22 protein-coding genes are annotated in these 23,917 nt (G+C 34.3%); 2 read left to right on the forward strand and 20 right to left on the reverse strand.

The features are described from left to right. Positions 1-26: 26 nt before the first annotated feature. The 17 genes from helD to CLOLE_RS15950 all read right to left on the reverse strand — a co-directional run bounded on the left by helD (position 27) and on the right by CLOLE_RS15950 (position 19,584). Positions 27-2,312, reverse strand: coding sequence for an RNA polymerase recycling motor HelD (gene helD / locus CLOLE_RS15870; protein ID WP_013658147.1), 2,286 nt, complete (start codon positions 2,310-2,312; stop codon positions 27-29). Between the two features lie 295 nt (positions 2,313-2,607). Next, on the reverse strand, positions 2,608-3,720 hold the full coding sequence (locus CLOLE_RS15875; RefSeq protein ID WP_013658148.1) for an SGNH/GDSL hydrolase family protein: 1,113 nt from the start codon (positions 3,718-3,720) through the stop codon (positions 2,608-2,610). 216 nt (positions 3,721-3,936) lie between these two features. Next, on the reverse strand, positions 3,937-4,473 hold the full coding sequence (gene rbr / locus CLOLE_RS15880; RefSeq protein WP_013658149.1) for a rubrerythrin: 537 nt from the start codon (positions 4,471-4,473) through the stop codon (positions 3,937-3,939). A 128-nt stretch (positions 4,474-4,601) separates the two neighbouring features. Continuing rightward, the gene (locus tag CLOLE_RS15885; protein WP_013658150.1) at positions 4,602-5,135 is read right to left on the reverse strand and encodes a BUD32 family EKC/KEOPS complex subunit; all 534 of its coding nucleotides are present in this window, start codon (positions 5,133-5,135) and stop codon (positions 4,602-4,604) included. A gap of 33 nt (positions 5,136-5,168) precedes the next feature. Further along, the gene (locus CLOLE_RS15890) at positions 5,169-6,512 is read right to left on the reverse strand and encodes an MATE family efflux transporter (protein WP_013658151.1); all 1,344 of its coding nucleotides are present in this window, start codon (positions 6,510-6,512) and stop codon (positions 5,169-5,171) included. Between the two features lie 126 nt (positions 6,513-6,638). Next, positions 6,639-7,688, reverse strand: a complete 1,050-nt coding sequence (locus CLOLE_RS15895) for a LacI family DNA-binding transcriptional regulator (protein WP_013658152.1) — start codon at positions 7,686-7,688, stop codon at positions 6,639-6,641. A 173-nt stretch (positions 7,689-7,861) separates the two neighbouring features. Continuing rightward, complete coding sequence (locus tag CLOLE_RS15900) at positions 7,862-8,695, reverse strand: DUF3298 and DUF4163 domain-containing protein (protein ID WP_013658153.1); 834 nt, start codon at positions 8,693-8,695, stop codon at positions 7,862-7,864. A 78-nt stretch (positions 8,696-8,773) separates the two neighbouring features. Then, complete coding sequence (locus CLOLE_RS15905; RefSeq protein ID WP_013658154.1) at positions 8,774-10,474, reverse strand: hypothetical protein; 1,701 nt, start codon at positions 10,472-10,474, stop codon at positions 8,774-8,776. A gap of 46 nt (positions 10,475-10,520) precedes the next feature. Beyond that, on the reverse strand, positions 10,521-11,516 hold the full coding sequence (locus tag CLOLE_RS15910) for a stalk domain-containing protein (protein ID WP_013658155.1): 996 nt from the start codon (positions 11,514-11,516) through the stop codon (positions 10,521-10,523). Between the two features lie 138 nt (positions 11,517-11,654). Then, a complete protein-coding gene (locus CLOLE_RS15915) occupies positions 11,655-12,242 on the reverse strand; it encodes a YbhB/YbcL family Raf kinase inhibitor-like protein (RefSeq protein WP_013658156.1) in 588 nt (195 codons plus the stop codon). 15 nt (positions 12,243-12,257) lie between these two features. Further along, positions 12,258-12,869 (reverse strand): methyltransferase family protein, encoded by a 612-nt coding sequence (locus CLOLE_RS15920; RefSeq protein ID WP_013658157.1) that lies wholly within the window; start codon positions 12,867-12,869, stop codon positions 12,258-12,260. Positions 12,870-12,937: 68 nt separating this feature from the next. Then, positions 12,938-14,497 carry a response regulator transcription factor gene (locus tag CLOLE_RS23650; RefSeq protein WP_013658158.1) on the reverse strand — a complete coding sequence of 520 codons (1,560 nt, stop codon included), beginning with the start codon at positions 14,495-14,497 and terminating at the stop codon, positions 12,938-12,940. A gap of 30 nt (positions 14,498-14,527) precedes the next feature. Next, on the reverse strand, positions 14,528-15,151 hold the full coding sequence (locus tag CLOLE_RS15930; RefSeq protein WP_013658159.1) for a response regulator: 624 nt from the start codon (positions 15,149-15,151) through the stop codon (positions 14,528-14,530). A 12-nt stretch (positions 15,152-15,163) separates the two neighbouring features. Continuing rightward, positions 15,164-16,315, reverse strand: coding sequence for a sensor histidine kinase (locus tag CLOLE_RS15935; protein ID WP_013658160.1), 1,152 nt, complete (start codon positions 16,313-16,315; stop codon positions 15,164-15,166). A gap of 18 nt (positions 16,316-16,333) precedes the next feature. Then, entirely contained in the window at positions 16,334-17,482 is a 1,149-nt protein-coding gene (locus CLOLE_RS15940) for an ABC transporter permease (RefSeq protein WP_013658161.1), read from the reverse strand. 3 nt (positions 17,483-17,485) lie between these two features. Next, positions 17,486-18,625: an ABC transporter permease gene (locus tag CLOLE_RS15945; RefSeq protein WP_013658162.1), complete on the reverse strand. Its 1,140-nt coding sequence runs from the start codon at positions 18,623-18,625 to the stop codon at positions 17,486-17,488. A gap of 11 nt (positions 18,626-18,636) precedes the next feature. Next, entirely contained in the window at positions 18,637-19,584 is a 948-nt protein-coding gene (locus tag CLOLE_RS15950; RefSeq protein WP_013658163.1) for an ABC transporter ATP-binding protein, read from the reverse strand. A gap of 662 nt (positions 19,585-20,246) precedes the next feature. Here CLOLE_RS15950 and CLOLE_RS15955 point away from each other — a divergent pair. Further along, positions 20,247-21,497, forward strand: a complete 1,251-nt coding sequence (locus tag CLOLE_RS15955) for an erythromycin esterase family protein (RefSeq protein WP_013658164.1) — start codon at positions 20,247-20,249, stop codon at positions 21,495-21,497. A 14-nt stretch (positions 21,498-21,511) separates the two neighbouring features. Next, entirely contained in the window at positions 21,512-21,916 is a 405-nt protein-coding gene (locus CLOLE_RS15960) for a hypothetical protein (RefSeq protein WP_013658165.1), read from the forward strand. Positions 21,917-22,294: 378 nt separating this feature from the next. Here the strand turns inward: CLOLE_RS15960 and CLOLE_RS15965 are convergent, their stop codons facing one another. The 3 genes from CLOLE_RS15965 to CLOLE_RS15975 form a co-directional block, all read right to left on the reverse strand. Then, entirely contained in the window at positions 22,295-22,681 is a 387-nt protein-coding gene (locus CLOLE_RS15965; RefSeq protein ID WP_041713059.1) for a MerR family transcriptional regulator, read from the reverse strand. Between the two features lie 94 nt (positions 22,682-22,775). Then, positions 22,776-23,315 (reverse strand): flavodoxin family protein, encoded by a 540-nt coding sequence (locus tag CLOLE_RS15970; protein ID WP_013658167.1) that lies wholly within the window; start codon positions 23,313-23,315, stop codon positions 22,776-22,778. Positions 23,316-23,354: 39 nt separating this feature from the next. After that, positions 23,355-23,789 carry a cupin domain-containing protein gene (locus CLOLE_RS15975; protein WP_013658168.1) on the reverse strand — a complete coding sequence of 145 codons (435 nt, stop codon included), beginning with the start codon at positions 23,787-23,789 and terminating at the stop codon, positions 23,355-23,357. Positions 23,790-23,917: the final 128 nt, after the last annotated feature.

The following is a 23,917-nucleotide window of genomic DNA, read 5'->3' on the forward strand; positions in this document are numbered from 1 at the left end:
CTATATTGTAATAGCAACTTCATCGGTTACAAGCAGGATGCTACTATCTCTGTCGGTAGGCCTATGGTGTACATACTTAATTCGTGAAGTGCCCTCGTAATCATGACATAAAGTAATTTAATGTCTAAATCCTTTGCCTTAAACTTACTTGCACTCACATCATAAAGTAAAACAGCATCAAATTCTAATCCCTTAGTTAAATAACTTGGCATCACTGCTACTTGTCCGTTATACTGTTCTTCTTCATCTTGCAGCCATTCTATTTCTAGACCTTTCTTTCTAAGTGCACGGTATAGGTCTTCACCCTCTGCAAGATCTTTAGTAATCACGCAAATGGATGCTAAGCCTTGCTCCTCATAAACTTTAATCTTATTATAAATTTGATTTACTCTGTCCATTTCACTTATGCAGCGGATAAGCTCTGGCCTATGTCCATGTCTAAAAACCGGCTGAGCTAATAAAACAGGATGATCCTTATTTGCTCCTAGTACCTTGTTAGCTAATTCAATAATTTCAATGGTAGAACGATAACTCGTAGTCATCTCAAAATAATGATAGCTCTTTCCTTCAAAGACTCTATCCATGACTCTTTGCCAATTATTAATTCCTTTATAACCATAGATGCCTTGTGCTAAGTCTCCTACTAACGTAAAGGCATCATTGGTTGAAGCCTTTCTAAGCACCAATAACTTCATTTCGTCTAAATCCTGTGCTTCATCTACTACGATATGCGCATATTGCCTTTCATCATCTAGACCATAAAGCTGACTTTGAATATAAACAAGTGGGCCCAAATCTTCTGTTTCAAAAAATTGTTTTCTAAGCTGACCTTGTATTAAAGCAATAACTGATTTAAGTGCTTCCTCTGGCATTTTTCCTTCTAACCATTTATAAAGACTTTCTTCTTCAAACATCTGCTGATAAAAAGCAGATGCAGATGGTAAAGCAATGTTTTTGATATAAGCTTTTGTATAAGCTGTAGACCACTTTTTAATACCTTTGATTTTTTCATCTCTTTCATCATAAAGAGCAATAATTTCTTGACGTATAGTTTCTATATCTGTCACTGAAGCTTTGAGTACTTTTAGTTTTCTAGCATAAATTTGTTCGATTAACTCTTTAATATCTGCTTGCTTGTCTTGAAGCTTTTTCTTAATATAATCACCTAATAGCTTTACCCTTGTCATTAAAGGGAGCCCTCCATTACTTACTAGAAACATATGTTGAAGTTCCTTATAGCTTACTATAGTGATCCCCTCATATTGAATCCCTTCTGGCGCAATAATACTAGCTTCTAGTCTTTTTAACTTCTTATCAATTATTTTTGCAAATAAAATGGAGCCTCTTAATTTGCTAGCTAAAGCTAAGATTTGTGCTTTTTCCTCTGCCTCAACTAATAAAGTATCTAACTTATCTCTTTGTTTCCCTAGCTTAATCCCTTTTCCTAATTTATCAAGTGCCCAAGCTTCAAAGGTAGTCTGAACCACATGCTCTACTCCTAAATCAGGTAATATATCTGAGATATATTTTAAGAATAATTGGTTAGGTGCTACTACCATATATTTTGCTTTAGGATTTTGCTGATTATAAATAAGATAAGCCATACGATGAAGTGCAATAGTCGTTTTACCACTCCCAGCTACACCTTGAACGACTAATGGCAAAAAGCTTTCACTTCTTATAATTTGATTTTGTTCCTGCTGAATAGTGGCTACAATTTCCTTTAAACGTCCACTAGTAGACTTATTTAAAGCATCCATTAAAAAGCCCGTTCCTTGCTGCAAGCTGTCTTTTAAATTATCCTGCAAGGATTTCTCATCATGAATTTCTGTGAGTTTGCCTTCTTCTATGACATATCTTCTCTTTAAAAGCATTTTACCTTCTACTATGCCATCAGGCGCCTTATAAGCTACATCCTCATCAATACCGCTATAGTAAATGTTAGCCATAGGAGTACGCCAATCTAAGACTAACATATCTCCCTTTTCACTGTCATAAAGTCCGAACTTGCCAATATAAACAACCTCTAAGTTGTCTGTAAAATTTTCTTTGAAGTTAATTCTTCCAAAATAAGGTGCTGCTTGTATTTGGCTATATTTATTTAGGTCCTCTGTTAGCCCTTGCCTCATCTGAAGTTTCAAAACTAAACGTTCATCAAAAGCACTACTTACCTCTTTTCGCAAGCTTGCAATTTCATGTTCTAATGTCTGACCTTCTTCCTTTAACGCCTCACTTTGAGCTGTAATCCATGCCTTAGTTAATTCTAACTGATGTGCTTCTTCTTTATAATCCTTGTGTTCCTCTGCTTTCATATACTCTCCTTTTCTGCATTTTAGACATCAAAAAAGTAGCTTAGTAGATATGCCTACCAAGCCGTCGTATCTTTTAGCCGCTTATTTCCATTTCTAAGGTGTTTATCTATTATATCACCTTTTTATAAATATTCAATCTTATTATTTACTTTTAGTAACATAATATACATGTGTAGCTACTATTTGACCATTATCCTATCAATAACATCCTTGTCTGCTCTATCTATGCTTTTAGATAGATTGAAAAAACCTTTAAGTAAATGACCTACGGTCTACCTAAAGGTTATGGAGAGTATTAAACTAAGATGCTTTGTAAATATGATACTAAAACCTTACTAGCTTGCTTATGTGAAAGTTCTCCTGGATGTTGCCTTGCCCCCACTGTTTGTTCTGTCGTATCTGGTAGCGCTATAAAACTTACCTTATTATCTCCACTTTCCTTTTCATAAGTTGCTATAGCTTCTTTTATAAAAGGTGCCATAACATCCCCTAACATCCCATAAGCCCATACTATATAAGCTTCTTTATTATATTTTCTTAGCTTATGTAAAAAAGTGACTGCTGCCTCTTTAAAACACTCAATATCTTCTTTGTTAAAAGAACCATCTTCATTTAAACGTTGTTTAAAGCTTTCACCTGTCAACTCATCTTTCCAAGCTGGTGAATTAAAAGCGCCACCATCATTGGTTCCTAAATTAACAACGATGGCATTAGGTTGCCATGCCTTAAAATCATTCTCTGCTTTTGCTCCTAGTGACTCATTTCTCTTGCCATTTAATAGGCCGCATACTTTCTCATAATAAAGTGGCACAGCTGCATGAGGATTATTATCCCAACTGCTATAGACCCCCCAACCACTTTGACAAATAAGACGATATTCTGCACTTAAAGCATCTGCTGTCATTCTGGCATAATTATTTTCAGTGCTAAACCACATTGAAATCCAATCCTCTTCTATCTTAGCACCTATACTTCCCTCTCCTGATGTAATACTATCCCCTATAAACTCTAATTTGTAAGGTTGTTCTTCTACTGGCAAGAAGCTACCATCTGTTTTAAGCTGATGGATCTGAAGCAAGTGATCTTCGTCTCCTGACATAGCTTGTACTTCTTTAATGATTTTTACCTGTTTAATAACCTCTGGATTCATTCCTCTAAAAATGCAAATCCAACTTCTTCCCTTCTCTACCATTCTTCTACTTACATAGGTACCATTAATAACAATACTTATCCAAGGCTCATAGGCACTGTAGTCAGCTTCTACTTCTATCCAAAGCTCTGCTGCCCTTATATGACATTCTATTCCACTTCCTGTCCAGAACAAGGTAAGTGGTTGTTTTTTATTAGCAGTTCTTCCTAGTATTTTTAATGCTTCTATCTCTTTGACTTGATATGTAGATAATACCATTTAAATTTTCCTCCATCTTCTTGTTAGCGATGCATTACTAGTACTTTTAATCATTTTAATTGTATCGTTCTTCCACTGCCTTTTCAATCAAGCTATGTTGTCTTCTCTCCTACTATATTGCCTAAGTACTACAAAAGAGAACTCCGTATTATACATAAAAAATGCAAAGCCTTATTTTACTAGGCTTTGCATTTTTTTATTTTTTTTATTTTATTATTAGTAATTAGTTGCTCTTTCTTCAAAATAACCTTGTGGATGTGCACATACAGGACAAACTTTTGGTGCTTCTTTGCCTCTGTGAATGTGTCCACAGTTGCTACAAATCCATACTATTTCTTCGTCTTTTTGGAATACTGTATTTCCTTGAAGGTTGCTTAGAAGTTTTAAGTAGCGTTCTTCATGTTCTTTTTCAATCTTAGCTACTTCTTCAAATAAAAAGGCAATGTGGTCAAATCCTTCTTCTCTTGCTTCTTTAGCAAAATTAGCATACATATCTGTCCATTCGTAGTGTTCACCACCTGCAGCATCTTTTAAATTCTCTTCTGTTGAGCCAATGCCTCCATGAAGTAATTTAAACCAAAGCTTTGCATGTTCTTTTTCATTACGAGCAGTTTCTTCAAATAAAGCTGCAATTTGAGAATAGCCTTCTTTTTTAGCTTTTGATGCATAATATGTATATTTATTTGTTGCCTGTGACTCCCCTGAGAATGCTTCTTGTAGATTTTTCTCTGTTTTAGTTCCCTTTAAATTCATATTATACCTTCCTTTCTTTTTACCAACATTTTAATTAATAAAAATCATATTAATCATATTAATTGTATTATATTTTTTATAATTTTTCAACCCTTCTTCCCATTCTATCTTCTTAAGAGGTACATTTACTATCCATGTATTGCTACGTAATCTAAAAATATTTTAGTCTTACTCCAATAATGAACTCCCCAATTTTCAAAGTTCCACTCCTCCATATAGCTGTTACATTCATAATCAATATAATAAAGCAACCCCTCCTGTACCACAAAATTAGTAGGAAAGTAATCAATATTCAGCTTCGCTTCATAAAGCACTTTACACATTTTATGCACTTGTTGTAAATAAGATGATTTCATTTGATCTTTAAGCACTAATTCAAATATGGTTTCACCATCAATAAATGTCTTAAGCAAACGTTCTCTCTTCTGGTCTACTTCTATTAAAGTAGGCATTAAAATACCAATAGCTAATAGTTTCTGATAATCATTTAACTCTGATTCAAGTTTATTTCCAAATTGATAATACTCACAAGGTTCATGATGAATTTGTTTAAGCACATAGCTTTTTTCTTCGTTTCTTACTAAATAAGAGTAACCACCCTTTCCTTTACCTAAAAGCTTCACTACTTCATAATCTCTTTCATTTACCTTCATTGTTTCCATTCTTAAAGGCCTCCTTACTTCTTCTTGTTCATTCTATGTAATATTCTTCATCCACTTTCTCTTTTTAAATAAAATAAGAGAAAGCCCTAAACGTACTAATTCTTCTAATGATAAGATAAGGTAAACTAAGTAAATAGGTAAATTCCAGATAAAAGCTGCCAAAAAGCCTAAGGGAATGCCAAATCCCCAAGTTCCTATTATATCGATGATTAAAGTTAATTTTGTATTTCCCCCACTTCTTAAAATACCCCCACCTAAAATCATATTAGCAATCTTGGCAAATAAAACGAAGCTGAAACTATACAAAATATAGCAAGTAAGCTGACCTACTTCCTCAGTTACATTGAATAGCCTTCCATAAAATCTGGCACAAATTAATAAAATCATGCTAATTCCTAAGGAACCTATAACACCTATTTTTAAAAGTTTTCTTGCAACTACATAAGCTCCTTCATAATCATCTTTTCCTAACCTACCACCTACCATAACAACGGTTGCTGCTGATACACCGCTAAACAACCCTATTAATAAACCTTGTACTGGGTTTGTTAATGTCATAGCAGCTAAGGCATCTCTACCTAATCTTCCATAAATACCTGCATAAATATTTTCTCCCAAGCTCCACAAGAACTCACAGGCCAAGATGGGAAGAACAATGATAATTATCTTTTTTAAAAATGCTTTACTAGGAAATACTAATGGTTTAAGTATGATTTTTTTCTTTTTCTTAAGGACTAGAATAAATCCAATCTGTAAGCTCATTTCAACTACCCTAGCTATAAGTGTTGCTAAAGCGGCTCCCTCGATCCCCATTTCAGGACAGGAACCGTTTCCAAAGATAAAGAAATAATTGCCTACTATATTAAGCATCATAGCCACTATACTTCCGTATAACAACCACTTACTTTTTTCCAAGGTTCTTAATAGCGCAGAAATAACCATAGTAATGGCCATTGGTACAAAGCTTAAAGCTATTATCCAAAGATACTTAGCACCTGCTAAATAAATAGCTGCATCTTTTGTATAAATCCTCATGATATCCTTGGTCATTCCTAATGAAGGAATTAAAAATAAAATAGCAATTCCTATAGCAATATATAAATTGGAAAAAAAGCTTACATTCATCCCTTCTTCATCTTTATTGCCACAATATTGCGCAATCATAATAGCAGCAACAGTTGAAATAGCAGATAATGTAACCGTCACAAGGCTACTGTATTTAATAGCTATACCACTTCCTGCTATACTAACACTTCCTAATTGCCCTACCATTATTTGATCAACCAAACTAAATGAAGATTGAAAAGCACATTGCAATGCAATAGGCACAGCAATGCTTTTAAGTTCTTTATAAAACGTAGTGTTTTCTTTTTTCAAAACTATCACCTCTTTATTAGAGGCATTTGCGCAAAGCCTATCTAGATACTCCTATTTTACTATAGCACCTGAATATATCAACAGGTTAAACGCGTAACCTAAACTAAAAAAAGCAACTTCTTTTTGTCACTTATCACCTATATCTTTTACACTTTCTCTTATCACTAAGGAGGTGGGAAGTACCACGTTTGCTATTACTTCATCTCCTGCTATCAGCGCTTCAAGTAGCTCTATAGCCTTTTCTGCTCTTTTATTCATATCTTGTTTGATAGTTGTTAATTTAGGCCTTACATACTGAGCCAGCTGAATATCATCAAATCCTATAATAGAAAAATCTTCTGGAATTTTTACGCCTTGGTCTAAAAGATAATTCATCCATTCAATGGCATATACATCAGACGCACAAAAAGCAGCTGTGTATTTTTTTATTTCTTTCAATAAGTGCTTATAATAAGCAAAACGCTCTTTCTCATCAAAAGGCAATAGCTTAAAATCTTCTGGCATAACTATTATTTGATTGTCTAAAAGTGCTCTTTTAAAGCCCATATAGCGTTCATGATCGCCGCAAGTATCATTATCTGATAAAAACATGATTTTACGATGACCTTTATGTACTAAATAAGTTCCTGCTTGATAGCCTCCACCTTCATTATCAATACCTACATTTGAATATTTCTCAGCTTGATTCACATAGCCATCAATGACCAAAAAAGGGATGTGCATTTTTGCTCTTAAACTTTGATAATCTTGATTACAATAGCCAATTAAAATAAGCCCTGCCATATTCCACATAGAAGCATACTGTACAATCTTATCTAAACGTGATTCTTCCTTGACCATCATAAAATAGCCCTTTTGATTAAGACATTTAGATAAGCTATTTAGTATATCACTCACAAAGGGATCCTTTAGCATTTGTCCATTGTATTTTTGATCATCTGAGAGCATGACACATATAATCTTAGAGCTATTTTGAGCTAATAAAACTGCTGCCATATTAGGAATATAGCCACTTACCTCTAAAAGCTCCTGCACTTTTTCAACTGTTTTGGCTGATATTTTCTTGGTCTTTCCATGAATCACATTAGATACTGTAGCTGTGCTTACCCCTAAGCTTTCTGCAATGTCTTTGATAGTGACTCGCCTTTCATTATAGTTTATTTCCTGTTTACTCATTTTCTCCCCCCTAACATCTTATTTATCTACAAAAGATGTACTTTATATCTCTTTTATTCTAACATCCATATAGCTATTTGGGATAATTAAGGTGCTCTATCCCTCTCATTTTTCAAAATCGTATACTCATACATACACTATTTCTTGTTGAAACCAAACCTATATATAACGACTTAGTACACCTTATTTTCCATAGGAGAAGTCATTTCATTAGGTACTCCTTTGCTTAATGGTCTATATTCTTTCTTTAAATAAGGAAATGCCTCATAAGGAATCGTAAATTCTAAAATACCTACCGCATGAGGTGAAATAATATATTCATTAGAGATGACCACAAACCCATTATCTGAAAGGTACCAAGTATCTTCTGTTAAAATATCCTTGATGTTTTTTTCATAGCCTTCAAAAAAATATTCTTTATATTCATACTTATTAGTTTGTTTTAGTAACTCTTGATTAATAAAAGTAATAGCTGCTTTTTCATTTGTGGTAATATCTTTTAAAGTTAATCGCCTGCCCGTATTAGGAGCAAAATTTTGAGCATAACGCCAACTATTAGGATGTGCACCACCTGTATATTCATCATTATTTTCTACCAAACTAATTACTTTTTCATCTAGCCTTTCTGGCATATAACTCATACCTAAGCCATAACCTTCCCAGTAGGCTCTTTCTTCCTCACTTCGCCCTTTATAATCTTCTTGGGCTTGTTTAAAATCAATAGCTTGCTGTATTTCAAAAGCTTTCTTTTTATTTTGATAAAAATCATTCATCTTTTTAGTAGCTTTTTGATTACCCCCTATAGTAACTACAGGGATATTGCCTTGAACCTGTAACATAGGAACACCGTTTTTATCCTTTAATACTTGATCTAATTTTTGCAAAGTAATCCTAATTACTTCAGCTTCTCTAGAACTATCGACCTCTACTGGAATAACCTGAACCTTTCCACTATTACTTACTAAGCAGGTTGTTAATAAAAGTATAGAAAGTACACGACTGATCATAAATGATGCTCCTTTTTATATGATTAAACATTACTCTGATTATTATGGCTCAATCTATGTTTTAAAATACATCTTCGTTTAGTGCCAACAGTGTATATCTTCCACATCACCAAATACTTCGTACAATGAGCCATTTTGATAACCATATACCTTATATCCTGGATTTCCCCACTCTTCAGATTCAACAACTATTTCCACAACACCATCATTTTGCACATCAGCAATAGCTACAATCCTTCCTTTGTCTTCTGTAACTAAACTAATAATCTCTCTCATAGTATGTACAGTGCCATCATCACCTATTTTTCGAAGTATTAGCTTTGTATTTCCTTCTTCTTGTAGTATCAGTACCACTTCATCTTGCCCGTCTCCTTCAATATCAATACGGTAGTTTTGTAAAATTGTAGCATTAGGGAAAAACTTTTGATAACTATCTATACTTTGCGCCTTAGGTATTCTAGGCATTGCTTCCCATGTACCACTAACTGCTAGATAAGGCATCTTTTCATCTATTTGTATTTCCCCTCTATAGGAATTGGCATTGATCACATTATCTTGTTTTAAACTAAACTGAGAATGTTCAATTTCCTTTATGTAGCCCTTTTCTAGACTATAAACCTTATAATGTTCATCTTGATGAATATATTGACACATTTCTAAATAAGAATAAACCATATTATCCTTTGAACCACCTAGCAAGCTACCATTGTACACTACAGGATGATATCCTTCATCCGCTATATATGGCTGGCTTCGTACTTTCATTTCACCTAACTGTATATCCTGCCCATCTGTTACGGCTTGCTTATATATTTCTTTGGTATAGGTAAATTCTTCATGATTTACCTCTGTATATTGAAGCCTTAAATAATCATCTTTAAGATAAAGTATAAAATACTCTTTTATTACACGCTCCTGCTCCTCATATGTTCCTTGTAGTACAGCTATTGTTTCCTTGGGCAACTTTATATCCTTTATATCCTTTATCTCTTCTTTAACCACTAACTGAGGCTTAGATAAGTACAAACCTAAATCTATGGTTTCTTCTCGATTTGTTTTTAAATTCAAATAAAGCCTATACCAACTACTTGGCCCATGCTTGGTTTTTCTTTCCCATACAGCATATTCAAGTTGCAATGGAACTGGCTTACTCTCTTTGAAAAAGGCACTGTAATCTACTTCATATATCTCACCGCTCATTTCTTTTATACTACCCTTCTCATCTAACTTGTAGGTCACCTTGGCAATAGGTAAATAATCTTGCCATGACGTACTTGGTCCTCTTCCTATATAATCTGGAGTGCCTTCTTCAACAGGATTTACCATGACATAAAAGCTCGTAGCATTTTCTAATTTAATCATGATATTTTCTCCCCCGCCTGCAAACCAATTACTTAAAGGTAAATAAGCATCTTTAGGATAAATGTCTCTTCCTTGTTCATCTTCTTGGTAAATCCCCACTACTTGATGTTTTAAATCGATACAAAGCGTAGGATTTGTTTTACTTGTTAAGTACAAAGAAGTTTTAGGATAAACTAATTGCCCATTAAGCATGGTTTCTTCCTTAGGATCTGTCATCCATTTCCACTCTAGGTCATCTATTACTTTAGCTATAGGTGCCTGTTCTATCAAAGCCTCTTCTTGTACCACTGTTCCTGAATTATTTTCTCTTATAGTTTCTGGATGAGTATTAATCCTATTACATCCTAGCAATAAAGCTACGCTTATTAGACTTATTCCTACTAACACTTTTCTTATTTGATATCTTAGTTCTCCCATATTCCACCCCCGCATACAGCAAGAATAAAACTATATCCCCTTTTCTTTAACTCAAACTAAACCATGTACCACCTGTAGCAGTTGAAAAATTATATCCAAATAGTAATTTAGGTGCTGTATCTTTTTCATCTATTACATAAACACCCCATGCATCTAATTGATCTCCCGCCTTGACTCTTCCTTGAAGTGCTGTATATGGCATTTTTACATATTCAGACTCGTATCTAGCATTTTGACTATTATAAGGTATAAAGTCATGGTAGGATATGCTTACTGTCCCTTTCATATTGGTACTTTCGCCTCCAGACAGACTAGTTCCAAAGCTTACCACGCCTTCATCTTGTACAGATACCACTTCCACTAAAAAATTCACTAAAACATATTCTTTACCCTCTTGTGCGGGCTTGTTACTACTTATTTCTTCTAATACTGACCAGGCTTCATCACCTCTTAATACTTCATTAATCTTAATCTTAGCACTATATTCTTTTAATCCTGATTTTACTGTTACTAACTGCTCTGTTCCTAGGGGAACAGGCTTTGTCTGATTAGTAGATTGATTAAGTTCTTTGTCCTTTTTCCCTACTGTTCCTATGATAATATTACCATTTTCATAGGAGATATCGGTATCTACAATTTTTCCAAAGGTTCGAAGTGGCATATAGGTAGTACCATTATAAATAATCATATTTTCTGCACCCATCACGTTATTTCCCTGGTAGTGCTGATACTTCATTTCTGCTTGCACTATATGTGCTTTTAATTCAGCCACTTCAGTACTTTGTACACTAGTTGCTGCTTGAGAACTTCCTACAATAATAGTATCATCTTTATAACTTACACTAACCTTCAACATATTTCCTAATTCTCTTAATGGTACATAGGTAGTTCCTCTATGCTGGATAACCAATTTCTTCTGCGCTTCCCCATTACACTGTATTGTTTGTGTTTTAATAACAACTGATACTTTTGTTGGCTCTTTAGCAAATACTATAGTCATTAGCATAAGACTTACGATCAAAGCTACTGCTCCCTTTTTCATTTCTCTTGCCTCCTATCTTTTTTAATAGTTTAGCATGGTTATTGAGTAAATTTTGTCACTTTTTATCCTTCAATAATAAAGCCACGAAAATATGGTTACTATCTTCTTGGCCTTATTATTTCAATATATCTATTATTTTTATTTTGTCATGTCTCCATGCTTATAATATCCTGTGACAGAGCCATAACCTAGTATATTTCCCGACTCGTCATTGACATGGTCAAGTGCTTTAACAACCTTTTCATAAGAATTAGTACCATCCATCTTTCCTATCTCATTAGTTGGTTTGTGTTTTAAAGCATAAACTTCTATACAATAACTATGGTCTCTACTTTTAGGTGGATAGGGTCCTATATAATCCTTTGTTTCTGTATAAGCACCTTGTTCTAAATCCGTGGCATTGGTTATAATAGCACGCCAATGTAACCAATGATTAGCTGTTTTGTCAAACATATAAATAGCATAGCAGTTAGCACCTTCCACTTCATCAAAGCTAAGTGCTGGACTTAAATTATCTCCTTGAGGCTCATTCTGTTTTTTCTGAGCTACTGTTTGCGTTAATAATCGATTTGCTTCATTAATAGAAGTAGAACTTACCTTCATTTCCTGATAACTTCTCCCTAAAATATCATCTACCGCCTTGCTTGCTTCTTCAGCCATACAACCACTAGTGACTGCTACTATAAGACCTACTACCCCTATGATTAATGTCTTAAAATGTATCATTTCTATTTCTCCTCTTTATATTACAAATGGAATAAAGCGCTTGGTTCTTTCCATGTAACTGAGATATTCCTCACCAAACTCTTCTATCATATCCTTTTCTTCTTTTCTTGCTAACCTATTATAAAGCCATACAATAAAAGGCCACATTAAAAGCATCGGGAGTGTCGCCCATTCTAATAGCATCCCCAAAGTAATCATCATAAAGCCTGTGTACTGTGGATGACGAATATACTTATAAATGCCTGTTTTAACCACTTTCCCTTTACCTGCTTCTTTTGCCCAATATTTATGATAGATATTATACCAACCATTAGCAATAATCATGATACCACTTATACTTAGAGCGATATTGAGATACATTCCTAAATATCCTATTTGATTTACTAGTGTATGCCCCCACAATACCCCTTCTGGAAGCCTCTTACCTATAAGCCATGAAATAAAATACATACTCATAGGAATCCCATGCATTTCTATAGCAAAAGCAATTACAAATGCCATATAAGCTGTAGCTGGTTTACGATCCATCTTTTTATAAAACGGCACAAATAAAATAGCAATCCCATAAAGCAAAATAAAAAATATGACACCATACCATAAATGAAAATGACTTTCTAGAGTTTCCATTTTCTTACCTCCTTTGTTAAACCTCCTTCATTGTAACAAAGTTGGTAACGTCCTTCGCCTAACTAAAGTTAGGTAATTTCCCCTAACTTCCTGGCTTCACTCACTGCTTGTATACGATTTTTCACTTCTAGTTTTCCCAATATATGATTCATATGCCATTTAACAGTTCCAATCGTTAGATAAAGCTGATCTCCTATTTCTGCATTACTTCTTCCTTCTGCTACTAGGCTTAAGATTTCTCTTTCCTTTGGTGTTAAAAGATACTCTTCTTTTTTAATGCCTACTTTACTCGTTTCATTCTCCTTATGAAATTGTGCTACGAGAAGGTATACTTCTTGATCTATCTTTTTTAGCAAAGGTAGGATTTCTCTTCCCAATAAGTAAAAGCTTGCTACAATACCTGTTTCTCTTTGAACTTGCACAGCTTCCTTTAAACAACTGATAGCCTCTTTTTTCCTATTAGCTTTTAAGTTAATTTCCGCTAAGAAAATAAGCAGTTCTTGAAGCTGTGTCCTCATACCTGTAAAACGCACTTTTTTCAACATATCTAATAAATAAGGAATGGTTATAATATGGCTCAGCCCTTTTTGCTGAAGCAAGAGTAAAAGTTCCACTACTTGATACTGCCCTTGATAATGATTTTTTGTAAATTCCATTTCAAGGCGCTCAATCATTGCCTCTATTTCTTCTTTATTTGTATAAGTCGTATCTTCTGTTAAAACATAGTACAAGCATTGAAATAGTTCTCTATAAATATAATGCATATGCCCTAATCTAGCTAAAAGATCTGACATCACTTCTTGCATATGCCTTTGTTCATCCAGCAAGTAATAAGCCTTCATTAAAAAAGGCTCCACTACACCTTGCATATGAAGCATTTGTGTATCTTCTATACACGTTTTAGCTAATTTTAAATACTTGCATGCCAGTTTTAACTTTCCCATTTGAAAATAGCACATACCAAGTGGTAAATAAATAATGTCCCAATATCCCTTATCTCTCTCACTCATATCGCCTATTTGAATCAAGGTTTGATTACTTTCTTCAATCACCCTTCTCATGTCTCCTAGATAATATAAATTAAGTAGTTTATTTGTAAGGGCTACGCTAGCTGGGAAATCTAATCTCAGGTTAAAAAACATCTGGTAAGCTTCATCGAATAATAGTGCTGCTTCTCTGTACCTTAAAAAGCCGGCTAGCATTTGAGCATAGGTAAGCTTGGCATTGGCCATAAATAAAGAACATTCTTCGGGCGGCAATACTTCTACACTAAGTTTTGCTAGAGCTAACTTCTTCTCAGCCTCTGTATTAAAGGTCATTAATGCTTGAAGTGAGTAATAAAAAGCTATTAACTGCTTATTGGTCATTTCTTCTTCTTCAAGCTTTTTCATATTACCATAAGCATAGTTATTATCACCATTTAGGAAGGCCAACCAAGCTACTATCAATTTACTGAGTACAGAAGGTATTTGTTCAAAAGGAATAGCCTTCAATATCTGGTAATACGGTAAGCTGCAAGACATGTTCGTTATTGAAAAGAGTTTATTCTCTACTAATTCAAATAGTTCCTTTATAAGTCCCTTTTCTTTTAAGTCTTCCATTTGTTTATAAAGCATTTCTCTATTCATTTCCTTCATCTCCTTAATGACTTACACCTCTTAACGAGTCAAATATCTTACTGCAATTTGGGTACGATGTTCAAGTCCTGTTTTACTCAAAATAACGCTAATGTGATTTCTTACAGTTCCATCTGAAATAAACAGCTTTTTCCCAATCTCTTTATTAGACAAGCCTTCTGCAATAGCCGCTGCTACTTCCACTTCTCTTTCTGTTAAGCTATCAAATAAATGATTTTCCTTTTGCTTTTGTTCTGATACCTGGGAAGTAATAAAATCCATAACATCCTTTTGAAAAACATTTCCTCCTAAAGCTACTGTTCGAATAGCAGAAAGCATGGTATCTGCTGAAGCACTTTTTAAAATATAGCCATAGACATTTGCTTTCATGGCATTTAAAATCAAGTCTGGTTCATCAAAGGTTGTTAATAGCAATGGTTTGCTAATGTTCTCTTCTATAAGGAGCTTAGCAACTTCAATCCCATTCATGCCAGGCATTCTGATATCTAAAAGTGTTACCTCTGGCTTATAAAGTCTGCAGGCCTCTATGGCTTTTTCCCCATTTTCACATACAGCATCTAAAATAAAATCTTCCTGGGTCTCTATAATCATTTTTAGCCCTTCTCTAATCATGGCATCATCATCTACCAAAATAATATGAATCACAGAAATTCCCCCTTATGAAATTAAAAAGATATTTATCACCTTAAAACCCATTTCATTCATTTCAAAAAAGCATTTCCCATTGCATTTAATGGTACGTTCTTCAACTGCTTCTAGGCCTAACCCTTTAATTAGCTTGCCTTTACAAACCCCATTATCATAGTAGCTCACCTTCACCATAGCAGTCATCACCTTAATCTCCACAGTAAAAGCACTAGCCTTCGAATGCTTTAATACATTGGTTAAAAGCTCTCCTACATTTTCTTTAATGCACTGCCATAATTCCAAGTTAACCTGTTCTAGATCACCTTCTGTTCGATAAATAGTATGTAATTCATATTTTGCATTAGCTTCATCTAATAACAGCTGAATATCACTACTTCCTAGGTCACTTCTAATGGGCCTCTCTTCTCTTAATGCCTTCCTAATATCATCTACACCTTCTCTTAAATGAGCTGTAGCCTTTTGCATGCTAATGAGTGCCTTCTCTTGATCTTTCTTCATCTGAAGCATAGCTGCTTCTAACATAATAATACTACTGGATATACTATGCCCTATTTTGTCATGCAATCTGGCTGATAAACGATTTCTTTCTTCTAAAACTGCTGAGTATTTAATCGTTTTAATAAGCCTTTCATTATCTTTAATCTGTTCTTCTAGATGAATCAGTTGTTCTCTTTGATCTCTATTAAGTATTTTATAAAAACTTAGCTTTTTACTATCATTTATTGTAATCAATAAGGTTATTAAAACCAATATATTAATAAGAACCAAGTTAATAGATCCTGGGTAAATCCCAAGCATCACTATAAACCCGGCTACGCTCAAGCCGTAGAAGTCATGTTCCTCTGTTAAATAGCTTATAAGTTCTATCCCTAATACAATAAAAATAGGCTGCCATTCTTCTATTCCTAATCCGAGTAATACTCCCTCTAAAAGAAGAATTAAAAATAGATTTACTTTCCCCAGCCACTTACCCTTTAGACTTTCTCTTTTCCACCCATTGCACTTTAAATCAAGCGCATACATTATTATAAAAATGCATAAAAAAGCAAGGGCTGAACCTGTTATAAAAACAGTTTCCTTGCTATATTGCTGCATGAAAACCAAGCTTATGGCTAACGCAATCACCTTATATATAGCAAATACCCTTGTTGTTTCTTTCATTTTCCCCATCCTTATGGCTTACTCATTCGTTGTAAGCTGTTTATTAAATAATACTGCCCCTAATAACATAAAGAACAAGGCATATAATCCTAAAATAATGAGAGCCCCCATAGGATTATAACTTCCTCTTTCCTGCATACCTCTAATACATTCCATATACCAATAGTGTGGCACAATCTTAGCAAGACTCCTCATAAATTCTGGTGCCATATTGGTTTCAAAGTAAGCACCACCTAAAATAGCTGCCATACATCCAGCACCATAAATAGAAAAAACCACTCCCAATTTCGTCTTCACTATAAAGGCACAAATCATAGAAATACCAATAACAATTAAGACAAATACTAATAACAAATAAGCCACCATCCAAAAAGGTAAGCCTACATCACTTTGCTTAAAACCTAAATAACCTATATAAATAACTGATGAAATACTACCTACAATGAGTGCATAAAGAGCTGTTCCTAAAATATACTCTATAGGTCTCATGGGTGTACTTTGTATTCTCTTAAAGGTGCCCTCTACATGATCTGTTACAATCATCAACCCAATAAATAAACCAATATAGAAAATAAAATTCAAATAAAAACCCTGTGTTAACTTAAAGCCAACACCGGCAGTATATCTTTCTATCATGGTCTCACTAGCACTTATAAGCTCTAGTCCATGATCGCCATCTTGCATTTCCTCTAATAGCACCTCAAACTGCTTACTATCTCCTCCACTAGCAGCACCCAGTACCTCTACACTTTCCACATACACATCTACATAGGCTTTGATAAAAGCTTCATTGGCATAGTTATTAATGGTGGTTACTTGAATAGGCTCAATAGTGCGCTGAGCAACTAGTTCGTTTTGAAGATTCTTATTTATCTCAATTATAGCTGACAGCTCTCGGTTTAGCAACTCATTGCTATAAGCCTCATAGGATTTCCCTGTATCAATTTGCATGCCAATTTCTTCTTTAAGATAGCTGATCAATTGCTTTGATAAAGCGCTTTTATCTTGATCTATAACTGCCACTTTCATTTCTCTAAAAGCTGTATTAAAGTTACCACCAAAACTTTCTTGCATTACACAAAGTAATACACCTAATGCAACAGCAAAAATAATTGAAAACCAGTTGCGCTTTAAACTCATATCAAAAAAGGTTACTATATTTTTCATAACTTAGCCCCTTTCCTCTTGTTTTTTGCTAAAAATAATGCCACCTAAAACAAGTACACTCATTGTAATGATTAATTCAACACCTATGATGCACCAAACCTCTTGGGATTCTCCAAATAAACTGAGCTTAATAGCTGCTTGATTAAGTATATAAGGTGGTAAATAATCACATAGCGGTTTTATTGCCATTGCCATGGCAAATATACCACTAAAAAACAAGAGGAGCCAATTCACTGCAAATAAAAGAACTACCATAGATTTCTTAAAAATTAAACTTAATAATATGCCAATAGCACTTACAGTAACCGACGTTCCTGCAAATAATGCAAATAATAGAAGATTACTAGCTAAATCCTTGCCGTAAGAAGCGCCATAAACGAAGCTACTTACTACCATAATCACTGTCACCTGCAAAATAGCTTGTGGCATCAAACCTACTACTTTTCCCGCAAAAAGCTTAAAACGATTCTGTGGCAATATAATAAGCCTATTAATTGTCTTACTATTTTTCTCATCTGTAAATGCCATGCAAGAACCAATGCTCCCAAAAAAAGCGGTCATAGTGGTCATGGCAATAGCATAATAATCCATCATTGACATTTGTGTTTGTAACTTTTTAGATACTGTATATGTTTTTTCATTGGCTAATTGCATTTCGTCAAAATGAAAGCTGCTAGTATTTAAACTATTAGTCGCTATTTCATATACATCCATTTGCTTTAACATACCTGTTATCATACATTTGACTGTATGGTTTAAATAAACGTCTGTTCCTTCGTAAAGTTTTAAGCTACCTGCCTCATAAACAAGATAAGCATCAACTAGCTGCTCTTGTAGAAGTGTTAACCCATCTTCCTTCAAAGACACTTCTTCAAATAGAACGTTTGCTTCATTTAGCTTCTCATTTGTAGTTTCTAGCAAACTTCTTATTTGTACTGCTTTTATTTGTTCTGCTTCATCTGCTTGATCTTTACTTATAAAATAGCCTAAATGAACAGCCCCAATAGCTTGGTCAGCAGTCTGTACCCCCTCTAAGAAACTTCCTAAAATATAAACTAATACTACTGGAAATATAATAAGAACAAAGATTAAATACGGATTACGCAAAAAACTTTTAAATTCGTTTAAAATTATATTTTTCATGTAATTTCCCCCTATCTTAACTCTCGTCCTGTTAAACTTAGGAACGTCATATCTAGATTTGGTTTTTCACTTGTCACATTCATAATAGGCAGCTTATCATTATTAATTACCTCTAGAATTGGCATCATATTTTCACATTTAATAGATAAGTCTAAGTGGATTTCATTTTCCTCTAAGCTAACTCTCACTACTCCAGGTAGTACAGAAAGTTCTTTTTTTAGCTGCTCAGTATCTACCTTACTTGTGATTCTCGTTGTGATACTGCAGCCTTTTATATCTGTTACCAAGGATACTAGCTCTTCTTTAGTTCCATTAGCAATAAGCTTTCCATGATCCACAATAGCAATATGATCACAAATTTCTTCTACCTCTTGCATATAATGTGATGTATAAATCACCGTAGTCCCTTTTTGTTTTAAGATACGAATCGAATTTAAAATATGCTCTCTAGACTGAGCATCTACGCCAACGGTAGGTTCATCCATAACGATCAGCTTTGGCCTATGAGCTATACCACAAGCAATATTCAGTCGTCTTTGCATACCACCTGACATCTGCCTTGGTTTCATCTTAAGTTTTTCACTTAGTCCTACGAATTCAAGCGCTTCTAATGCTGCCTCCTCCAATGCCTTTCCTTTTAATCCATAAAAAGAAGCAAAGAATTTCACATTCTCTAAAGCATTTAAGTGCTTATAAACAGCAATATCCTGTGGCACCATTCCTACTAATGCTTTGACCTTCATTTTATCTTTTACAATATCAAAACCTCCAACTTTAATACTTCCTTTTTCAAAGTTATTTAAAGTGGTAATAGCACTTAAGGTAGTCGACTTACCAGCACCATTAGGCCCTAAAAGCCCAAAGATTTCCCCTTCTTCAATGCTGACACTCAAATGATCAACCGCACAAAAATCTCCATACATTTTAACTAATTTATTAACCTCTACAAAAGCTCCCATAGCTCCCCTCTCCCCTTTATACCCACACTGGTGTGATTTGATAGTAATAATGTAACATAGGTGCGGTGGTGAGAAACAGTGACAAGAAAACGAAGGTAGGAGTGACAATTGTCATGGTAGGTTATATGCAAAAATGGTCCATAAATTTTTCATTTTTTATTAGGGATTCCACTGGCTGCCCACATATATATAATTCTAAAAACTAATCAAACAAAGTTTCAAACCAGAGTCTTAAGGTCTTTGCTTCCTTGAGTAGGGTGCACCAGCCAAGACTTTAAGGAGCTCCTCACTCATTGGTTTAACTTTTATACTTGCTATCCCCATAGCCCTAAAAATCATATAGTGCTGAGGAGCCATACTATGCTCTTTTTGAGGCCAGGTTAGCTTTTATAAAGGTAAAATACAAGAGTCTGGAGCAACACCAGAAAAGCGCTACTTAGAAGTTTAATACTTCCTAGTAGTGCCTTTTTAGTATTTTGTTTTTTATAATTCCTGTTGTATCTTTTCTATTTCTTTGTTTATAGGCCCTATGCCGGTCTCAATAATTAATTTTTAATGAGTTTTCTAATTAATCTTTTAATTAACGATATAATTATTAATAAAACTAGTTAAATACATAGCTTGGAAATATCAACATAAAAAGTTATAGGAGAAAAGTATAAATGAGAAAAAAGAGATACCTAGTCTTATCAGCCATTTTATCAATTTGCTTTCTTGTAAGCTCTACTAAAGCTCAACCGGCTATAGCAGTAAAAAATTATGTTATATCAGTAGACAAAATATCAGTAGATCCTTCCATTAAAATAGTAGGTCTTGGTGAAGCAACACATGGAAATAGCGAGTTACAGACATTAAAGCTCGATGTATTTAAAGCTTTAATAGAAAATAATATTTGTCACATCTTTGCAATAGAAGGTGATTTTGGTGGAAGTGCAAAGGTAAATGACTATATTTCAGGAGGGCCTGGCACTGCTAAAGAAGCGGCTACTGAAATAGGATTTGCTATTTATAAAACCCAAGAAATGGCTGATTTAATTGAGTGGATGAGAAATTACAACCAAACAGCACCTGAAAATAAAAAGCTAAAGTTCTATGGCTTTGATATGCAGCGTTATGATAATAACAAAGAGCTTTTGTTTAACTATCTTAACAAAGTAAATAAGCAGCTTTCAAAACAATATTCAACTCTACTTTCTGATTTAAATGATCAAACGGTTTACACTCAGGATCAAATCAAGGTAAAGGTTGCAATGACAAAAGTAGATGCCTTAATGAAAATAATGATGGCCTCTAAGAAGGATTTCATAGCTCAATCAAGTGAGAAAGAATTTGCATTTGCCCTGCAATGCGCCCAGTCTATTAAAGAAAATGCAACCTTGCGTAGTTCAGGTATGAATTATGCCAATATAAGAGACCAGTATATGAAAGATAAAATTGATTGGATACTCAATTACGAAGAAAATCAAATGATTTTTATTACCGGTCATAATGGGCACATAGAAAAAACGTCTTCATCTGCAGGATTTACTTGTATGGGAGAACGACTTGCAAAAAGCTATGGTAAGGCTTACTATGCCATTGGTACTGATTTTTTAGAAAGTACCTTTAATGTTGTAAATAGTTCCGGAAAAGATATGATTATGACACTAAGCAATACTAATGCACTTACCTCTCTGTTTGAAAATCTAGAAGACAATATCTATTTCATGGATTTTATGGTCGCTAAAGAAAATAATGAGCTTAAGAAAATACTTGATAGCCAAGTAGCTATGACAAATATTGGTGCCGAGTTCAATAGTTGGCAAAAAGCTCTTAAAACCTTTTACACCTTAAAAATGGTTCCTTCACAAGCGTATGATGGCATTATTGTATTACAAAAAATGCATCCATCTACAAGAATAAATTTCAAGTAAAGGTAGGTCTTCATATGATACCGGAGAACTTAAGTTTAGATTTTAAAAGATTATGGATATGGGGAATGAGCATTCTTATGATTGTTCTAATAATCTTTTTGGGAAGTAATACGCAATTAAAGGGTATTCATTTACTTGAAAACATTATTAGTGATGGCAAATATACTTTTTATGTAGACGCCACTCAAACTGGGTCTTATACATTTGATGTTACTACTTTTGCTAAAAATGCCAGCTATGAAGTTTATAACGAAGCAACTAATGAATTAGTGAGTAAGGGGGAGGTTGGATATAATTCGATAGGTTACTATCCATTTATAAATATGACCTTAGACGAAAGTAATACCTATAAAGTAATTCTAGAGCTAAAAGATAAAAACACTTTTAAATTAGTTAATTTAAAGCTTTACTTGAACTAATCCTATTTTTAACTCTTCATAGTAGTATTATTATATTCCTAAGGTGCTGTCACTAACGTTTGTGGAAAATGAGAGGGACTACCTATCCGTAGGGGTGACTTCGTAGTATTTGTTAAAGGCACTTAGTGAACTTTTTTGATGGAAGTTAGCCTGAGTGTTTGAGTGTAACGAGTTTTCAGGCGTTCATCAAAAAAGTGAGCTTAGTGCCTTAACAAATACGGAGCGGAACACCGTAGGATAGGTAGCCCCTCTCATTTTCTTCCCAAACGCCTTAATTTACTCTGCCCATATAATAACTAATAACTTCATTTTTCTAAAACAAAAAAAGTACTACTTAGAAGTTTCATCCATCCTAGTAGTACCTTTTTCAATTCACTCTTATAGTTCCATTTCCCTTAGTTCTTTTTCTTTTATTACAAGCCCTTTTTCATATCCTTCTATTTTATAATCTAAGCGCTCTATAGTTGCCCTGATTTCTTCCATTTTCTCTGCTAGAAGTCTTCGCTGTTCTATTAAAAGATCTTTTCTCGCTTCAATGGTTTCATCTCCTTGTGCAAATAGCGCTACGTATTCAATTAACGCTTCAATGGGCATACCTGCACTTCTCATACACTTGATAAACTCTACCCACTTACAGGCTTCTTCTGTATAATCCCTTATCCCACTTTTATTACGATGGACAGCAGGAATAAGTCCAATACGTTCATAATAACGCAGTGTATCTGGAGAAAGGTTATATTTTCTACTTACTTCAGCAATTGTCATCATTAAAGCCTCCTTTTCTTCATTATATCATTTATATCCCTTTTTCATAAGCCGGCTCAATAACACAATGCTCTGTTCATGCCACTTATGTCTTTTATACCTTTTCTCCCATTTCATAAGCCTTTTTCATAGCTGGGCTTCTTTTTACCTCTCCTTTAGTCCATACACCTGTTCCATAGATAATTCCTTTCTCTTTTGCCCCTCCAAGACAGTCTGTAAAACCTCTAAAACCTTCTATCGTTCTTTCCATAGCTTGATTACTACTATCAGCAGCTGTTGCTATAAAATAAAATTCCTTATTTTTAATCTCGGTATATCTTGCTACGGTTCTATCAATTAAGGTTTTCATCTGTGCATCCATGGTATAAAAATAAACAGGGGTTGCCATAACGATTACATCTGCTGTAATCATTTTCTCTAAAATTCCTTCCATGTCATCTTTTAAGGCGCATTTCCCAGTATTTTTTTGACAGCTGTCACAGGCCACGCAGTAGTTAATTCGTTTATCTCTTAAAAATATCTTCTCAGCTTCATTCCCTGCTGCTGTTGCACCTTCTATGAATTTGTCACATAACAGGTCTGAATTACCACCTTTTCTTGGACTTGCAGATAAAACTAATACTTTTTTACTCATTTTAAAACCCCCTTGAATCCTTTATTTCTTTATCAATTTTTATAAGTTATCGTACTGTTCGTCGGTTACTGGCTCAAGCCATCCATTACTGCAATTCTCTCCTGGACACTCAACTGCAATGTGTGAAAACCATGAATCTTTCTGACTACCATGAAAATGTTTAATTCCAGAGGCAATATATACCACATCTCCTGGGTTCAATTCCTGTGCAGGCTTACCCCATTCCTGATACCAACCTTTCCCAGCTGTACATACTAGAATCTGTCCGCCGCCTTTATCTGCATGATGGATGTGCCAGTTATTTCTGCAACCGGGTTCAAATGTTACATTTGCAAGAAATACTGGACATTTTCCATACTCTGTAAGTGGATTAAGGAAAGATGCTCCGCTAAAATACTGTGCAAAGCCATCATTAGGCGCTCCAATTCCAAACATACTTACCTTTACAAATTCTTCTTTGTTGCTTATCTTCATGTTATCTACCAACCTTTCATAGACTATTCAAATGTATGTTATAGTATGTGTTCCGGCCAATTCTCACCTTACTATTTTACAATACTCATGAACCATTCTACAGTCTGAGGATCATGGTGTGAGAAGAA

The organism is Cellulosilyticum lentocellum DSM 5427 (assembly GCF_000178835.2).
In the GTDB taxonomy this organism is placed as follows: Bacteria; Bacillota; Clostridia; order Lachnospirales; family Cellulosilyticaceae; genus Cellulosilyticum; species Cellulosilyticum lentocellum.

Excerpts from the sequence above, each read along its gene's own strand:
- helD (WP_013658147.1), bottom strand. The coding sequence starts at position 2,312 with ATGAAAGCAGAGGAACACAAGGATTATAAAGAAGAAGCACATCAGTTA.
- CLOLE_RS15875 (WP_013658148.1), bottom strand. The coding sequence starts at position 3,720 with ATGGTATTATCTACATATCAAGTCAAAGAGATAGAAGCATTAAAAATA.
- rbr (WP_013658149.1), bottom strand. The coding sequence starts at position 4,473 with ATGAATTTAAAGGGAACTAAAACAGAGAAAAATCTACAAGAAGCATTC.
- CLOLE_RS15885 (WP_013658150.1), bottom strand. The coding sequence starts at position 5,135 with ATGGAAACAATGAAGGTAAATGAAAGAGATTATGAAGTAGTGAAGCTT.
- CLOLE_RS15895 (WP_013658152.1), bottom strand. The coding sequence starts at position 7,688 with ATGAGTAAACAGGAAATAAACTATAATGAAAGGCGAGTCACTATCAAA.
- CLOLE_RS15900 (WP_013658153.1), bottom strand. The coding sequence starts at position 8,695 with ATGATCAGTCGTGTACTTTCTATACTTTTATTAACAACCTGCTTAGTA.
- CLOLE_RS15905 (WP_013658154.1), bottom strand. The coding sequence starts at position 10,474 with ATGGGAGAACTAAGATATCAAATAAGAAAAGTGTTAGTAGGAATAAGT.
- CLOLE_RS15910 (WP_013658155.1), bottom strand. The coding sequence starts at position 11,516 with ATGAAAAAGGGAGCAGTAGCTTTGATCGTAAGTCTTATGCTAATGACT.
- CLOLE_RS15915 (WP_013658156.1), bottom strand. The coding sequence starts at position 12,242 with ATGATACATTTTAAGACATTAATCATAGGGGTAGTAGGTCTTATAGTA.
- CLOLE_RS15920 (WP_013658157.1), bottom strand. The coding sequence starts at position 12,869 with ATGGAAACTCTAGAAAGTCATTTTCATTTATGGTATGGTGTCATATTT.
- CLOLE_RS23650 (WP_013658158.1), bottom strand. The coding sequence starts at position 14,497 with ATGAATAGAGAAATGCTTTATAAACAAATGGAAGACTTAAAAGAAAAG.
- CLOLE_RS15935 (WP_013658160.1), bottom strand. The coding sequence starts at position 16,315 with ATGAAAGAAACAACAAGGGTATTTGCTATATATAAGGTGATTGCGTTA.
- CLOLE_RS15940 (WP_013658161.1), bottom strand. The coding sequence starts at position 17,482 with ATGAAAAATATAGTAACCTTTTTTGATATGAGTTTAAAGCGCAACTGG.
- CLOLE_RS15945 (WP_013658162.1), bottom strand. The coding sequence starts at position 18,625 with ATGAAAAATATAATTTTAAACGAATTTAAAAGTTTTTTGCGTAATCCG.
- CLOLE_RS15950 (WP_013658163.1), bottom strand. The coding sequence starts at position 19,584 with ATGGGAGCTTTTGTAGAGGTTAATAAATTAGTTAAAATGTATGGAGAT.
- CLOLE_RS15955 (WP_013658164.1), top strand. The coding sequence starts at position 20,247 with ATGAGAAAAAAGAGATACCTAGTCTTATCAGCCATTTTATCAATTTGC.
- CLOLE_RS15960 (WP_013658165.1), top strand. The coding sequence starts at position 21,512 with ATGATACCGGAGAACTTAAGTTTAGATTTTAAAAGATTATGGATATGG.
- CLOLE_RS15965 (WP_041713059.1), bottom strand. The coding sequence starts at position 22,681 with ATGACAATTGCTGAAGTAAGTAGAAAATATAACCTTTCTCCAGATACA.
- CLOLE_RS15970 (WP_013658167.1), bottom strand. The coding sequence starts at position 23,315 with ATGAGTAAAAAAGTATTAGTTTTATCTGCAAGTCCAAGAAAAGGTGGT.
- CLOLE_RS15975 (WP_013658168.1), bottom strand. The coding sequence starts at position 23,789 with ATGAAGATAAGCAACAAAGAAGAATTTGTAAAGGTAAGTATGTTTGGA.